Here is a 13,959-nt window from a genome sequence, read left to right as displayed (position 1 = left end):
CGTAGTACAGGAGGCGTCAGCGTGCTCGGCCGCATGGGGGGGCGTCTCGCATGGTTGCCGCGGGCCGCCCTCCCAGTGGGTGCCGCTGGCTGCCTCGGTGGATTCAGGAGGGGTGCGGGCGTCATGTTCCTGAGGGTGCGTCGCTGCGCTTGCCTCCCTGAGGTGGCATCGACATACACCTGGACACGCTGACAAGGGTGACCCGGGGACGTGTGGCTACCAGGTCGTGAAGAACCACACGACGGTGTACCAGGGTGAAAACGCGCATCTCACGAACTACCCCGCGGGTAAGGTTCCGACCGGTGGCGGGTTAGTCCCTGACCCGATGACGCCGCCGGCGAGCGGCACCAGCGACAACGGACGCGAACGGACGGTGAACGTCAACAACACCACCGGAGCCGAGCAGGCCGGTGCAGCGTGACCTGCGGGAACGCCCCGAGCTGACGGGGCAGTCCGCTTGCTGCTGGCGCGCGAGCCAATCCATGACCCAGGGGTGGTGTCACCGGGTCGGGAGGCGCAGATAGATCGGCCAATAGGGCGGGAGCGCCGGAACTCCCGGCAACGCTCTTCGTAACGTGGTTAGGGGCATCCCCAGAAACCAGCCCGGTCGGCATGGCCGCGTCTGTGCATCAGGGCCTGCATACCCGTTCGACCAGGTCCTGCCAGGCCGAGCCCAAGCTCTCTTCGATCTGAGGGCCACTCGTCAGGGCGTCGGCGGAAAGGTACAGCAGGAGCGGCCCGTCGAGCGCCGCGGTGAGCTGGATAGCGAGCAGGTCGAGGTCCGCGCCGCCCAAGTTCAACTGACGCAGGAGCATGCGGACGTGCATCTGTGACGCCGGTGTCTGGGGACTGCTCGGGAGAGGCTGACGACCATCGAGCGCAAATCTGGCGATCTCCGTGTTCTCGATCAGCAAGCGCACCCGCGCCCGGCCGTAAGCAACCAGCCGGTCGACTGGCGGCGCACCGGGGCCGAGCGGCGGTGGCCCGGACAGTACCCGCTCCTGCAAGCCTCGCTCGATCTCATCGAGCAGCGCCTGGAAGATCCCCGCCCGAGTGCCGAAGCGCCGAAATACGGTGCCCTTGCCCAGGCCCGACCGCTCGGCCAGGGCATCCATCGTCAGCTGGTCGGGGCCGGACTCGGCCAGCATTTGGCGGGCAGTGGCCAGGAGGTGGGCGCGATTGCGGGCCGCGTCCGCCCGCTCCGGCCGCGGCGCTCCCCAGCTCACCTGTAGCCCGTTCATAGCGGTGATCCTAACAGTCATGCCTCAAAGTGGGGTATAGTCCGGTTTCACGCAGTGGTGTCCGCGCTGACCGGGCCGGTATCTGCCGCCGACGTTTGGAGTGAGCCGCCGCTCGGATGTTCCGACTGCCCTGGTCCGGGGCGGCCTGGACGATAGGGATGACCGGTCCGCGCTCCGGTTTGTCGGGGCGGGCCGCCTCAGCCTTCGTCGCTCTCTGGATCCCAGTCGAGGAGCCCGACCTTCGCGACCGTCCGTACATGGCGGCGCATCGCCGCGGCGGCTGCCCGGCCGTTGCCTGCTTCGATCTTCTCGAGGATGGCCTTGTGCTGGGCGAACGACTTGGAGGCCGCGCAGGGCGACATGACGCTCCCGGAGTCCGGCTGGGACGCAGTCGAGGCGGCCCGCAACCGCAGACGCCCGCGGGCGCAGGCCTACTTGGACGCGTACTTCACCGAGCGCACCACCGTCTCCGGCGACCGCTGCGGCGGCCGCGACCCGGGCATGCTGTGCGGCTTCGGGCTGCACGACGGGCGCACGATCGCGTACGCCGCCCAGTGCGGCACCGCGACCCGCCCCTCCGGCTACCGCACCGCGGCCCGTCTCATCCGCCTCGCCGACCGGCTCGACATTCCGGTCCTGACCCTCGTGGACACCCCGGGCGCCGCCAACGACGCGGCGGCGGAAGCGGCCGGTGCAGGCCCCGCCATCGTCGAACTCTTCACAGCTGTCGCCACGGCCCGCACCCCGGTGACCACGCTGCTGATCGGCGAGGGCGGCTCGGGCGGCGCCCTGGCACTCGCGGCACCCGACAACACCTGGGCCACCCCATCCAGCTACTTCTCCGTCATCGCACCCGAGCTCGCCGCCGCGATCCTCAAACGCCCGGCCTCCGGCCTGCGGACGACGGCGGACGAACTGCGACTCAGACCACAGGACTTGACGGGCCTCGGTGTCGTACGAGGAATCGTTGGTGTTTGACCTCCCACGACCGACTCACCCGAACAAGGGAATTTCGCGAGACGCGGCAACGCGGGCGGCGGCTCAGGGCCCGACAGGATGGGCCGTCCTGGCGGGCCCTGGGCCGCCGCCCTGATCTGCTCCGCCGGTAACAACCCTCGGATCCACAACCAGCTCATGAGCCGCCTCTGCTTCGGACGCTGTGAGGCCATGAACTGATCGCTACTGAACGTCACCAATGCTCATGATCACCCGGCAATGCCCGCGAAACTGCGGAACCTACAGCCCGGACGGCCTACTGCGCGAAGTTCGAGCAGACCGCCAGGTCGGTTCGTTCGCTGCTCGTCCGCAAGGTGTTGGCGCCGCTTTCGCGTGACGAGCGATCGCGCGCATCGCTCCCTCGATTGCGGCCCGAGCTGCCCGGTCACGTCGATCGCGAAGCCCCTTGGCGGCTTTCCGGGTGAGCCCTGCAGTGGACTCCCGGACCTCGGGCTCCGCCCTGACACTCCGATCCGCCCGCGGGTGGAACAACGCGGGCATCGCGACCAGGCAGCGTAGCCGCATCGGCGCCGGCCAAGCGGCCCTCAACGCAAGAAGTCATCAGTCGCGGGCTGTCCGGGCTGCGCTGCCGGCCGGAGGGGGCAGCCTGACAGCTTCTGCATGCTCGCCGGTGGTACCGGTTCCGGCCTGCCGGTCCCTACGACGCCTGGGCCAGCTTTGGCAGGCCCGGCGTGCGTCACCTCGAACGACTGGGCGCCGTGTGGCCTGCACCATCGTCAGCGCGGGCCGCCCCATCTGTGGTGCGCCGACATAGCGGCCGCCGAGGCGGCGTAAAACCCCTGTTCAGGCCCTCTAAGCCGCTGAACGTTCGTGATGTGTGGTGCGTTCTTCGTGCTGCGCGTCAGCCCGCCGCCGTTGCCCGCCCACACTAAGTGGGGTAAAGTCCGTTTACGTCGACTGGATGGTTCCCCGCTCCTGTCGCCCAACGGGCAGAACCGTGTCCGCGGCTCTGTCGAGCCCACTCAATGAGGGAGAAACCCATGACCGCGATCGACGGCGAAGCTCGTTTCACGACGCTGCCGGACGAGCAGACCCTTACCGCGACCGTGGCCGCGCTCGAGGAGCACGGCTTCAGCGTGGAAGTCGTCGACGACTTCGAGTCCGCCCGCCAGAGCGTGCTGAAGCGGATCCCGCACGGTTCCCCGGTGATGACCAACACCTCGGCCACGCTGCAGGAGTCCGGCATCGAAGCGGCCATCAACGACCCGGACGGCCCGTACGTCTCCGCCCGCAACAAGATGATGACGCTGAACTTCCAGACCCAGCAGCAGGAGATGAAGGCCATCGCCGGGCAGGCCGAGTACGCCCTCGGCAGCGTCCACGCCATCACCGCCGACGGCACCCTGGTCATCGCCTCGGCCACCGGCAGCCAGCTCGCCGCCTACGTGTGGGACGCCCCGAACGTCATCCTGGTGGCCGGCACGCAGAAGCTCGTCCCCAGCCTGGAGGCTGCTCGCGAACGAGTCGTGGAGCACAGTCTCAAGCTGGAGGACGTCCGGGCGCAGGCCGCGTACGGGCAGCGCAGCTACATCGGCAAGCTCCTGGAGATCCGGCAGGAGCAGCCCGGCCGCATCCACCTCGTGCTGATCCGTCAGAACGTCGGGTTCTGATACCCGCAGGCAATCCTCACCCGGGCGACGCCGCCCAGCGTAACCATCCGTGCATTCCTGGACGTTCGCACATCCCAAGTGAAGCTCTTCAACCGTTGTGGAGAGGATCTCGTGATACGTCACCGACTGATCGCGGCTGCTGGTGCCGCCGTGGTCACCGCATGCCTGGCAACCGCCTCGCCGGCCATCGCCGCGCAGACAGCCACCGCCCCTTCGGCCGCAGCAGCGACCGACTGCACGGACCACGAATTCACCGTGTCCGGCCGAGTGGTGGAGGGCAGTACCGCTATCCCGTGGAACTACTTCATCGCCGCCCAGGCCGGCACGATCAGCACATGCCTGGACGGGCCTGACGGCGCGGACTTCGACCTCGTGCTCAGGCACTTCGGAACCGACGGTCTCGAAACCGTCGCGACCTCCTCGGGCGCGGAAGACATCAAGACGCTCTCCTACGAGGTCCGCGACCCCGGCGCCTACCGGATCGAAGTGGTGGCGACCAAGGGCAGCGGCGACTACACGGTCGGCCTGAGCATCCCCTGAGCCGACGGCACTGCCCACTTACTGAGGATGCGGCTGGCCGGCTCGAATGGCCGGCCAGCCGCATCCGGCCCGAGCAAGCACCACCGGACTGCCAGGCCCGTTCGACGCGCAGCCATCGAAATTGATCACCCATCCAGTGGTACGTACCGATCAAGGAGAAGTCCCATGACCGCCGCTGTTGAAACCGGCCTGTGGCACCTCGACACCACCCGCTCCGTCATCGCCGTCAGCCACGTGACGATGTGGGGCATGGTCACCGTGAAGGGAGAGTTCAAGGGTGTCACCGGTGAGGGCGAGGTCCGCTCTGATGGCACCGTCAGCGGTTCCGTGACCCTGGAAGCCGCCTCCCTGGACACCAAGCACAAGAAGCGCGACGAGCACCTGCGCAGCGTCGACTTCTTCGACGTCGAGCGCCACCCCACCCTCGTCTTCGCAGTCCGTGACGCTGCGTACCGTCACAACGACACCGTCGAGGTCAACGGCCAGCTGACCGTCCGCGGTGTCAGCCGCCCCCAGACTGCCACCGTGAAGGTCACCGAGTCCGGCGCGGACTCGATCGCGCTCACGACCGAGTTCACCGTCGACCGGGAGCAGTTCGGCATGGGCTGGAACCGGCTGGGCATGATGCGTGGCCTGACGACGGTCACGTCGACGCTCCGGTTCACGCGCGCCTCTGCCTAGGACAGCGCGCGGGGCGACAGCCGATCGCCGTATCGTCCACGCGATCGGCCAATGACCGAAGAGTGCCGGCCGACTGTCAGCGACAGCACGGAAGTCGGCCCTCCCGACACCGACAGGACAGGAGCACCCGCACATGGCCACACGCGTCACCGGCCGTATCAGCCTCGGCAAGGTGCTGATCTCGGTACCCGCCGTGATCGCCGGAGTTGGCCCCTACATCGCGGACTGGAACGAGACACACATCCACAATCCGAACTGGCCACCACACGCCAAATTCCACAACGCCCAGACCATGAGCCTGGGCGCCGGACTGGCCGGAGTCACGATGCTGCAACTGTGGCGTCCGGCCGACTCGACGGCAGCTGCCAAGGCTGCGCTGGACAGCGGGGCCGTGTCCGCCGCGCTGTACTGGGTCACGCAGATCTCCGCACTCGCGTACCCCGGCTCCCGAGCCGTCGACCCACCCGGCAAACAGATCTTCCCGCAAGCCGTGGTCGCCCTCCCCTCGCTGGCGCTCGTGGGACTGGGATACGCCTTGGAACGGCGGCGGCTTCGTCACCAAGATGCCCGAAGGTGAGCGACGCCGACGTGGTCGACCTGGCCTGTCCGGCGGGTCTGCCGGGGATGTGGCCAGGGCCGGATGCTGGGGGCAGGGCCGCGCAGCGCGGGTCCGCGATGGCAGGTGCCGCGGTCACCTCGGCTGGCCGCGCCACGGCGGACCTCACCGCTGCTTGGTTGCGTATCAGTGCTGACCAGCAGCGGAGGTGCTCGACGGACCGGCGGTGACGTTGCGGGCGTTCGGCGCCTCGTACGGGTCGGTGTCCAGACCCCAGGCGAGTACGCGGGCGGGATGGATGCGGATCAGCGCCGGGTCGAAACCTGGCTGAGCCGGCTCGGCGTCGAGGAGCTCGGCGGTTCCACGGATTTCAATGCCACGCGGATTCCAGGGCGTGGTGGAGGCCAGGTCGTCGATGACGAGGGAGACGCGCGGGTCGGCCTGGATGTTGCGGTACTTCCGGCTGGCGACGAGGTTGTGGCCGCCGATATCGATCGTGTCGAGCTCGCGGTTGTAGACGAAAGCCACCGGCCTGGCCTGAGGCGCTCCGTCGGGGGCGAGGGTGGCCAGACGGCCAAGAAGCTGGCTGTCGAGGTAGGTCTGCTCGTTGTCAGTGAAGACGCTCATGGATTCCCTTGATCAGGCGAGTGCCGGTAGAAGGCGATGTGTGAACCCGTCCTTGAGCCAACAGGCCGCACCACCCATGGAACATAAACGGACTATACCCCGCCTAGTCGGAATGGGCGTGAGGATCACCGCCAGGAACGTACTCCCGGCGAGCGGGGGAACACCGTGGCCGGAACGGACCAACGGCTGCTCCTCGCCCGTTGGCTACTGAACGGGCCCGGCCCGATCGGCTGACGTCGGTCGGCCGCCAGGACGGACACCGCGCAGCGCGATCCCGGAACTTCCCGTGGCGGCCGGGCGCGCGGAGCGCCGTTCGTCCCTGTCGCTCGCACCGTCACACCCGATGGCGAGCGAGCCCGCCAACGGCACCCACGAGTCCCTGGACGTCATGTGCCCAGTACTTCGCCAGACAGCAGATGAAACAACCAGTCGTCCCCGTAGTGGAGGTAGGAAAATGGAGTTCGGGATATCGAGCATCGGCGACATCACGCGAGACCCCGTCAGTGGTGTGCTCGTCTCGGAGCATGAGCGGATCCATGCGCTCATGCGGATCGCCGTCCACGCCGAGGAGGCCGGCTTCGACGTCTTCGCGATCGGTGAGCATCACAACCCGCCCTACTTCTCCAGCTCCGACACGACACTCCTGGCCTACATCGCAGCGCAGACGAAGCGGCTGACGCTGTCGACGTCCACAACGCTCATCACCACCAACGACCCCGTAAAGATCGCCGAGGATTTCGCGACGCTCCAGCACCTTTCGAGCGGCCGGGTCGACCTGATGCTCGGCCGCGGCAACACGCCGGCCGTCTACCCCTGGTTCGGCCAGAACATCGACGACAGTCTTGCGCTCACCGTTGAGAACTACGCCCTGCTGCGCCGGCTGTGGCGCGAGGAGAACGTGAACTGGGAGGGCCGGTACCGTGCGCCGCTGGCGGGCTTCACATCGGTGCCCCGGCCGCTGAGCGGCGTTCCGCCGTTCGTGTGGCACGGCTCCATCCGTACCCCGGAGATCGCCGAACAGGCGGCGCGCTACGGCGACGGCTTCTTCGTCAACAACATGTTCGCGCCGATGGAGCACTACGACCGATCCGCCGCGCTGTACCGCCAGCGTTTCGCCCACCACGGTCACGGTGCGCCCGAGGACGGCATAGTGGGCGCAGGGTCCGGGATCTGGGTGCATGCGAACTCGCAGGACGCTGTGCGGGAGTACCGCCCCTACTACGACGCTCACCCCATCCACTCCCGCTCCGGTGCCTCCATGGAGGAAGAGGTGGCCGCCACCGGCCTGACAGTCGGCAGCCCGGCGCAGGTGGTCGAGAAGGTACTGAGATTCCCCGAGCACTTCGGCGCGCTGCGCAGGGTCCTGTTCGACTTCGACTTCGGCGGTATGCCCGAGTCCAAGATCCACAACGTGATCGACCTCGTCGGTAGCGAGGTGCTGCCCGTGTTGAGGAAAGAACTCGCCGAAGCCTACTGAGGGCCCTGCACTGTGACCCCTGAGCGGCAATCCCGGCGGCCGCCGGCCGGAAGTACGAGGAACGGCCGACGGCCACGGTTCTGCTCACCGGATCAGGCCCAGAACACTGTCCCCGCCTCGCAATCGGGACAGACACGCACTGCTGCGACTACAGCAGCTACGGAGTACTCGTCGATGTGGGTCCTCGTCAAGCTCCACCGCTCGGCCATCATCTGCGCGCCGATGCCCTGGTTGGGACGCCCGTACTTGGCTGCATACCGCTCCGGAAGCGGGTTGCCTTCGCCCCTCGCGGAGCCCAGGGGCACTCGCGACATCGACTCCACGCCCCGGCGACGACCACGTCGTACTGTCCGGCGATCAGTCCGACAGCGGCGAATGCGATCGCCTGCTGACTGGAGCCGCATTGCCGGTCGATCGTTACGCCGGTGGCCGTGTCGGGCCCTCCCGCGGTGAGCACGGCGGTGCGTGCGATGTCGGCAGTCTGCTCGCTCGCCTGGCTCACGCAGCCCCGGATCACGTCGCCACCGGCACAGCTGTTCAGGCCTGATGCCATGCTGGTGACATCGCTGGTGCCATCTGCTCGACGCGGCCAGCTGACTGCGGTCCTCCCCCAGGAAGAAGCCATAGGGCGCGTTTCGCCCCGCTGATCCTTCCGGAGTTCCGGGCAGCCCGTCGTTCACGTGCTGCCCGTACCGAAGTGGATACGCCCCGGATTGCAGTCAGAGACTCAGGTCGATCTCGTCCCAGCTGGCGCGACGCTCACCGTCGGGGTCTTCGGCGACGGTGGTCCTGGTGTCGAACACCATCGTGGGCCGGGTATCCGGGTTGTGGGTCGGCCAAGCAGGAATGACACCGGTGGCGGAGGGGTCGCCGGTGGCCGCGAAGGAAATCCAGGAGCCGTGCATCGCGGTGAGCAGGTCCTGGGGCGTCTCGTCGCCGATCAGCGTCCTGGTGATCGGCAGGGAGAAGTCGTCGAACACGAACGGACCTTCGATGCCGTGGGAAGCTCCCACGCGTCCGCCAAAGGCGGGACTGCGCCATGCGAACTGGTAGACGCGAGTCGTTCCGCCTGCTCGGTGGTGGGCGTCGGCAATACGCAGTGAGGGGACGCGGAAGGCACGGTCGGTATCCATCGAGACCTGCGGTGAGATCGCAGAACCCGCTCCCTGGCTCCGTTCGTAGACGTCAAGGATGGCCTGCTGCACTGCCGGGTCGGCGTCCCAGCCCCCGGGAGACATGCCTGTCTCGGCAGCGCCCATTTCCTCCATCAGTGCGTACAGGGTGCACTCGTCGCGGTTGGTTCCGATCACCAGGTCGACGCCCGTCCCCACGCCGTCGGCGAGGGCCTGATACGGGGACTGCGGAAGCAGGTCGCCACCGGTGAGCGGGACGAACGGGATCATCCGTCCGCACTCGGGGTGCTCACCGCGCTGCTTCTCGATCATGAACTCGGTCTGCGCCTGCAGGATGCGTGCCGCATCGACGGTGTGCAGCTCGTCGGCGGGTACGCCGAGTTTGCCGAGCATGGCCTCGGCGATCGCTTCGGCATAGTGCGCGGGGAAGCCGAACAGCGGTGCCGCTGCGGCGCTCTGGCAGACGGCCTGCTGAAACAGTCCCTGTGCGGAGGGGCAGCCGAGGAGTTCACCGACGAACGTGCCGCCCGCCGACGAGCCGAAGACGGTGATGTTGTCCGGGTCGCCGCCGAAGGCCGCGATGTTCTCGCGGGTCCATCGCAGGGCGGCGATCTGGTCGGCCACCCCGCAGGCCCCCGATCCCTCGGCGTAGGCGTCGTCCAGGTGACCGGCGTGCAGGAATCCGAAAGCGCCGAGCCGGTAGTTGCAGCTGACGAGCACCACTCCGTCGCGGGCGAAGGTATTGCCATCCGAGCCGGAGCCGGCATTGGAGCCCATGAGGAAGCCGCCCCCGTGGATCCAGAACATCACCGGCAGGCCGGTCGCACCCTCCGGGGCCCACACGTTGACCGACAGGAAGTCCTCGCCGGTGCTCAGGCCCCCGAAGATGGGTGACGACGGCTGCGGGCAGCCCGGCCCGTAGGCGGTGCAGTCACGTACGCCGTCCCAGGAGGCGCGCGGCACGGGCGGCTTGAACGCATGGGCGCCGAACGGCGGTTCCGCGTACGGGATGCCCTTGAACGCGGCGATCCCGTCCCGCAGTTCCCCCCTGACCGTTCCTGCCGTCGTCTCGGCGTCGATCGTGTCCATGCTGTTCGCTCCACTCGGTAGGGGGTGTCCCGCCGTGCGTCGACGGGTGCGGGTGGTGGGCGGTCGAGCCGCTGCTGTGCTCAGGTGTCGGCGTCGGTCTCGGCCGCGCTCGCCTGCTGGGGCTCGACCTGGGCGAGCCGCTTGCGCAGCGCGGCGGTGACGCCCTGGTAGGAGTCGCTGCCCAGGACGAGCCTCATCGGGGCCGGCTTCTGCGCGGCGCTGTCGATGACCTTCGCCGCGACCTTCACCGGGTCGCCGGGGACCTGAATCTGGGTGTGCCGGAAGGCGCGCACCATCGCGGCCGGAGTTCCGTCGTAGGCGGCCAAAGGCTCGCTGAGCTGGAGGCTGGTGCCGGTGAAAGAGGTCCGCGCTCCGCCGGGCTCGACGAGGGTCACCTCGATGCCGAACGGTGCGACTTCCTGGGCGAGTGCTTCCGTGAACCCTTCCACGCCCCACTTGCTCGCGTGGTAGAGCGAGGCGCCGGCGTGGGCGGCGAGACCGGCGACGGAGGAGATCTGGATCACCCGGCCGCCGCCCTGCGCGCGCAGGTGTGGCAGCGCGGCCCGCGCCGTCTGGATCGAGCCGAGAAGGTTGGTGGTGATCTGGTGGACGACCTGCTCGTCGGTGAACTCTTCGGCGGCTCCGAACAGGCCGTACCCCGCGTTGATCACGACGACGTCGATACGGCCGAGGTCACCGAAGGCGGCGTCCATGACCGCGCGGACCCGCAGCAGGTCGGTGACGTCGAGGTGGCCGACCCAGTAACGGTCGCCGTACTTGTCGCGAAGATCATCGACCGAGCCCTCCCGCCGGACAGTCCCGGCGACCCGGTCTCCGCGAGAAAGGAGCTGCTCGGCCAGCTCACGTCCGAACCCGCTGTTGACACCAGTGATGAACCACGTCTGCAAAGCCATGTCCATGAGCTTCACCTGCGCGAAGTAGGCCTGCCAGTTCCCCCGTGTTCCTGGTAGTGACAGGGACACCCAGAACCGATTGCGACCGCATAGCCTGCCCTTGTGGACAATGCCCTCGGAGATTTCCTGCGTGCACGACGCGAACAGGTCACCCCCACCGATGCGGGCCTGCCACCCGGGCACGGGCTGCGACGGGTGACCGGGCTGCGCCGCGAGGAGGTCGCCATGCTGGGCGGCATCAGCGCCGAGTACTACCTGCGCCTGGAGCAGGGCCGCGACCGCAACCCCTCGGCCCAGGTGCTCGAGGCGCTCGCCCAGGTCCTTCAGCTGGATACGGAGGGCACGGCCTACCTGCTGTCCCTCGCCGCCCCGAAACCGCGCCGCGGCCTTGACCTTCCCGACGAGCGCCTACCGCCGGGACTCGACATGCTCCTGCCAACCCTCAACGTGCCCGCGTTCGTCTTCAACCAGTACAGCGATGTCCTGGCCGCCAACCGACTGGCCCGGGCACTGTCACCGGAACTGGCGCCCGGGACGAACCGGCTGCGCGCCCTCTTCACCGACGAGGCACTCCAGGAGTACCACGCCGACTGGGAGCACTACACGGCCGTCGCCGTGGCCCACCTGCGCGCCACCGTCGGCACACAGACCGACGACGAGCGCCTGCAAGCCCTGATCGGGGAGATGTCCCTCAAGAGCGACCGGTTCCGTCAACTGTGGGCGCGCCACGATGTGCGTTCCGCGGCCGAGGCCATGTTCCGGATACAGCATCCGCAGGTCGGTTCCCTGGAACTGCTGGTCGAGAAGTTCCAGGTGGTCGGGGCCAGCAGGCTGGAGATGATGCTCCTGCACGCAGAGCCCGGCACCCGCTCGGCCGATGCTCTGGCCCTGCTCGCCTCCCTCGACGCGTCTTCTTGACATCGCACCGGCCAGCCCACGACAACGCGGGCTCGAACTGGCGGAGGGCGCCCATCAGGGCTGCCAAAGGTGTCCGACGTTGCGCCCCACCAGTTCGGGAACGACAGGACACTCCTCGACGTTTTGGGCCGAGACGTGGTCGTATGCCTCGACTGCGCCAACCAGCTGACTGTCGTACATAGGCCAACGCGCGGTCGGGTTTGCCGACGCCGGCGTTGAGGACCGCTGAGGCGAACTCGTGCCGGAAGGCGTGGGGACGCACCCTGCCCAACCCGGCGCGGGCCGCGGCCCTGCCGAGCATCCGGCGGGCGCCGACGGGCGTCCACGGCTGCCCTTGGATGGCACGATCCGGCACTCGAACATCCCCAGGAAGCACCGCTCCTTCGGAATGCCCTTAACGACGGAATAGGTTCAGTAGATGGGTTCCCATTACGGGGCGCTGAGGGTGATGCGCACGGAGACAGGGGCGGTCTGCATGGCGCGGAAAGCGCCCGGGGCGCCGAAGCGCCGGTTGGCGGCGAAGGAGCGGGCTCGGGCGAACGTGGTCGGCAAGACTCTGCGCCGCTCAGTCCCTCTCGTCGAGCCGGTTCTCCGGAAGCGGGCCTCGGTCGCTGCGCTCACCTCTCGTTGATCCAGCTGGTAGAGCTCGATCTTTTGCCAGTGCTGTCTTCAAAAGGAGGCTACTGGGTCGCCGAAAAGGCTTTCATCGGGCACGATGCCCAGGCCGTGGCCTTGCGGTCGCTTGATGTGGCCGCCTTCGATGCGGATCCCTTTTTCCGGGTCGTAATGGCCTTCGATGTAGGGAGCCGCGATCCAGACGCCTTCGAGCAGCTCGGGTGCCACCGTCGCGCCGATATGGGTGCAGGCGGCGGCGAGGATGTCTCCGCCCCAGGCGTCGTCGCAGGTATGCGGCAGGTTCCGGGCTGCGCACAGGTCGCGGAACGCGCGCATCGGGTGCAGCCCGCCGATTCGGGTGATCTTCATGCCGAAGCCGTCGACCAGTCCGGTGCCGACGGCGGTGATCGCCGTATCCAGGCTGGTGGCGTTCTCGTCCATGTAGATGCCGTGGCTGATCTGCGGGCGGATCTTCCGCAGGTCCTCAATGGTGTTGCAGGGCTGTTCCAGGACGAAGGGGATGTCGGGGCATTCCCGGCTGAGTCGCAGCGCATCGCGCGTGGTCAGAGCGCGGTTGCCATCGACCGCCAGCCGCATCCCCGACCCGCGGATGGCCTCCCAGACCTTGCGGATGGTCTCGATGTCTTCCTCGACCGGCCGCCCACCGACCTTGATCTGCAGGCGCTGGCATCCCTCGGCGCGTTTCTCCGCTGCGATGCGGGCGGATTCATCCGGCGCGCCGACACTGATGGCGTAGTAGGACGGCACGTGATCTGTCACCGCGCCGCCCAGAAGATCGGACACGCTGATACCGAGGTGCTTACCCAGAAGGTCATGAGCAGCGATGTCGATGGCCGCCTTGGCATAGGTGTGACCGTTGAGCAGGCCGTCGAGGCGCCGGTGCAGCGGTACGGGCAGCACCTCGGCGCCGTTCAGCCCCGGCGCCATCTCACTCAGTGCCGCCACGGCCCCGGCGGCGTGGGATTCGGCATAGGTGGGGCCGAGCGGGCAGGTTTCGCCCCAGCCGACAAGTCCGTTGTCTGCCACCAGCTTGACCAGCGTCGTGGAAAGAGTCCGAATTTCTGAATGGCCGATCCGGTAGGGGCCGTTGCGGACCGGCAGACCATGCCGATAGATGTGGGTTTCGGCGATCCTCATCGTCTGACCTCCAAAAAGGTGAGCACGAGCTTGCCCGATCCCGCGTTCAGCGCGCCACGCGTGCCGGGCGTGGACGACTTAGAGGTTGTCTCACGTGGTGATGGTGTGAGCTGCGGCATGATGTCTCTTCATGGGTGCCGATCTGTCGCAGCGGCTGGTTCCTGATGGTCTGTGGGAACTGGTCGCCCCGTTGCTGCCGTCGTTCAACTCCCGTCCGCAGGGAGGCGGGACCGCGCCGCTGGACGAACGTGCGGTGTTCGCGGCGGTGGTGTACGTGCTGACCAGCGGGTGTGCCTGGCGGTATCTGCCGGAGACGTTCGGGGTGTCGCCCGCGACGGCACACCGGCGGTTCACCGCGTGGACCGAGGCGGGACTCTGGCGCC

At 68.0% G+C, this 13,959-nt stretch carries 14 protein-coding genes and 2 pseudogenes; 9 read left to right on the top strand and 7 right to left on the bottom strand.

Going from position 1 to position 13,959, the window contains the following annotated elements; translation table 11 throughout:
* Positions 1 to 226 precede the first annotated feature (226 nt).
* A complete protein-coding gene (locus ACIRD8_RS36865; protein WP_404001879.1) occupies positions 227 to 421 on the top strand; it encodes a hypothetical protein in 195 nt (64 codons plus the stop codon).
* 208 nt (positions 422 to 629) lie between these two features.
* Here ACIRD8_RS36865 and ACIRD8_RS36860 read toward each other — a convergent pair whose 3' ends face one another.
* Both ACIRD8_RS36860 and ACIRD8_RS36855 read right to left on the bottom strand, forming a co-directional pair.
* A complete protein-coding gene (locus tag ACIRD8_RS36860) occupies positions 630 to 1,241 on the bottom strand; it encodes a TetR/AcrR family transcriptional regulator (protein WP_404001876.1) in 612 nt (203 codons plus the stop codon).
* 197 nt (positions 1,242 to 1,438) lie between these two features.
* A pseudogene (locus tag ACIRD8_RS36855) lies at positions 1,439 to 1,579 on the bottom strand (FCD domain-containing protein); the annotation flags it as partial.
* A 28-nt stretch (positions 1,580 to 1,607) separates the two neighbouring features.
* Between ACIRD8_RS36855 and ACIRD8_RS36850 the strand changes: the two are divergent.
* The 5 genes and pseudogenes from ACIRD8_RS36850 to ACIRD8_RS36830 all read left to right on the top strand — a co-directional run.
* Positions 1,608 to 2,219 (top strand): annotated as a pseudogene (locus ACIRD8_RS36850) (carboxyl transferase domain-containing protein); the annotation flags it as partial.
* 1,019 nt (positions 2,220 to 3,238) lie between these two features.
* Positions 3,239 to 3,868: an LUD domain-containing protein gene (locus ACIRD8_RS36845; protein ID WP_404001873.1), complete on the top strand. Its 630-nt coding sequence runs from the start codon at positions 3,239 to 3,241 to the stop codon at positions 3,866 to 3,868.
* 111 nt (positions 3,869 to 3,979) lie between these two features.
* Positions 3,980 to 4,408, top strand: coding sequence for a hypothetical protein (locus ACIRD8_RS36840; RefSeq protein WP_404001871.1), 429 nt, complete (start codon positions 3,980 to 3,982; stop codon positions 4,406 to 4,408).
* A gap of 165 nt (positions 4,409 to 4,573) precedes the next feature.
* Positions 4,574 to 5,089: a YceI family protein gene (locus ACIRD8_RS36835; RefSeq protein WP_404001868.1), complete on the top strand. Its 516-nt coding sequence runs from the start codon at positions 4,574 to 4,576 to the stop codon at positions 5,087 to 5,089.
* A gap of 133 nt (positions 5,090 to 5,222) precedes the next feature.
* Complete coding sequence (locus ACIRD8_RS36830) at positions 5,223 to 5,666, top strand: DUF6640 family protein (protein WP_404001865.1); 444 nt, start codon at positions 5,223 to 5,225, stop codon at positions 5,664 to 5,666.
* A 165-nt stretch (positions 5,667 to 5,831) separates the two neighbouring features.
* Here ACIRD8_RS36830 and ACIRD8_RS36825 read toward each other — a convergent pair whose 3' ends face one another.
* On the bottom strand, positions 5,832 to 6,272 hold the full coding sequence (locus ACIRD8_RS36825; RefSeq protein ID WP_404001862.1) for a PPOX class F420-dependent oxidoreductase: 441 nt from the start codon (positions 6,270 to 6,272) through the stop codon (positions 5,832 to 5,834).
* A 454-nt stretch (positions 6,273 to 6,726) separates the two neighbouring features.
* On the opposite strand from ACIRD8_RS36825, the gene ACIRD8_RS36820 reads away from it, so the two are divergent.
* Positions 6,727 to 7,749, top strand: coding sequence for a CE1758 family FMN-dependent luciferase-like monooxygenase (locus tag ACIRD8_RS36820; protein ID WP_404001859.1), 1,023 nt, complete (start codon positions 6,727 to 6,729; stop codon positions 7,747 to 7,749).
* A 208-nt stretch (positions 7,750 to 7,957) separates the two neighbouring features.
* Here the strand turns inward: ACIRD8_RS36820 and ACIRD8_RS36815 are convergent, their stop codons facing one another.
* From ACIRD8_RS36815 to ACIRD8_RS36805, 3 genes are all read right to left on the bottom strand, one after another.
* On the bottom strand, positions 7,958 to 8,302 hold the full coding sequence (locus ACIRD8_RS36815; protein ID WP_404001857.1) for a hypothetical protein: 345 nt from the start codon (positions 8,300 to 8,302) through the stop codon (positions 7,958 to 7,960).
* Between the two features lie 166 nt (positions 8,303 to 8,468).
* A complete protein-coding gene (locus ACIRD8_RS36810; RefSeq protein WP_404001854.1) occupies positions 8,469 to 9,971 on the bottom strand; it encodes a carboxylesterase/lipase family protein in 1,503 nt (500 codons plus the stop codon).
* Positions 9,972 to 10,051: 80 nt separating this feature from the next.
* Complete coding sequence (locus ACIRD8_RS36805) at positions 10,052 to 10,885, bottom strand: SDR family oxidoreductase (protein ID WP_404001851.1); 834 nt, start codon at positions 10,883 to 10,885, stop codon at positions 10,052 to 10,054.
* Positions 10,886 to 10,987: 102 nt separating this feature from the next.
* Between ACIRD8_RS36805 and ACIRD8_RS36800 the strand changes: the two genes are divergently transcribed.
* Complete coding sequence (locus tag ACIRD8_RS36800; RefSeq protein WP_404001848.1) at positions 10,988 to 11,803, top strand: helix-turn-helix domain-containing protein; 816 nt, start codon at positions 10,988 to 10,990, stop codon at positions 11,801 to 11,803.
* Positions 11,804 to 12,472: 669 nt separating this feature from the next.
* Here the strand turns inward: ACIRD8_RS36800 and ACIRD8_RS36795 are convergent.
* Positions 12,473 to 13,576 carry a mandelate racemase/muconate lactonizing enzyme family protein gene (locus tag ACIRD8_RS36795; protein ID WP_404001845.1) on the bottom strand — a complete coding sequence of 368 codons (1,104 nt, stop codon included), beginning with the start codon at positions 13,574 to 13,576 and terminating at the stop codon, positions 12,473 to 12,475.
* 130 nt (positions 13,577 to 13,706) lie between these two features.
* On the opposite strand from ACIRD8_RS36795, the gene ACIRD8_RS36790 reads away from it, so the two are divergent.
* A partial coding sequence (locus tag ACIRD8_RS36790) for a transposase (protein ID WP_404001842.1) occupies positions 13,707 to 13,959 on the top strand: 253 nt, incomplete at its 3' end.

The sequence above is a fragment of the Streptomyces sp. NPDC102451 genome (assembly GCF_044765485.1).
Lineage (GTDB): Bacteria > Actinomycetota > Actinomycetes > Streptomycetales > Streptomycetaceae > Streptomyces.
Note: the sequence above shows the minus strand (reverse complement) of the source record. Positions and strands in the feature narration are given on the sequence as shown.

Coding starts and splice junctions, on each gene's coding strand:
- ACIRD8_RS36835 (WP_404001868.1), top strand. CDS start 4,574: ATGACCGCCGCTGTTGAAACCGGCCTGTGGCACCTCGACACCACCCGC.
- ACIRD8_RS36805 (WP_404001851.1), bottom strand. CDS start 10,885: ATGGCTTTGCAGACGTGGTTCATCACTGGTGTCAACAGCGGGTTCGGA.
- ACIRD8_RS36860 (WP_404001876.1), bottom strand. CDS start 1,241: ATGAACGGGCTACAGGTGAGCTGGGGAGCGCCGCGGCCGGAGCGGGCG.
- ACIRD8_RS36830 (WP_404001865.1), top strand. CDS start 5,223: ATGGCCACACGCGTCACCGGCCGTATCAGCCTCGGCAAGGTGCTGATC.
- ACIRD8_RS36825 (WP_404001862.1), bottom strand. CDS start 6,272: ATGAGCGTCTTCACTGACAACGAGCAGACCTACCTCGACAGCCAGCTT.
- ACIRD8_RS36810 (WP_404001854.1), bottom strand. CDS start 9,971: ATGGACACGATCGACGCCGAGACGACGGCAGGAACGGTCAGGGGGGAA.
- ACIRD8_RS36815 (WP_404001857.1), bottom strand. CDS start 8,302: ATGGCATCAGGCCTGAACAGCTGTGCCGGTGGCGACGTGATCCGGGGC.
- ACIRD8_RS36820 (WP_404001859.1), top strand. CDS start 6,727: ATGGAGTTCGGGATATCGAGCATCGGCGACATCACGCGAGACCCCGTC.
- ACIRD8_RS36795 (WP_404001845.1), bottom strand. CDS start 13,576: ATGAGGATCGCCGAAACCCACATCTATCGGCATGGTCTGCCGGTCCGC.
- ACIRD8_RS36845 (WP_404001873.1), top strand. CDS start 3,239: ATGACCGCGATCGACGGCGAAGCTCGTTTCACGACGCTGCCGGACGAG.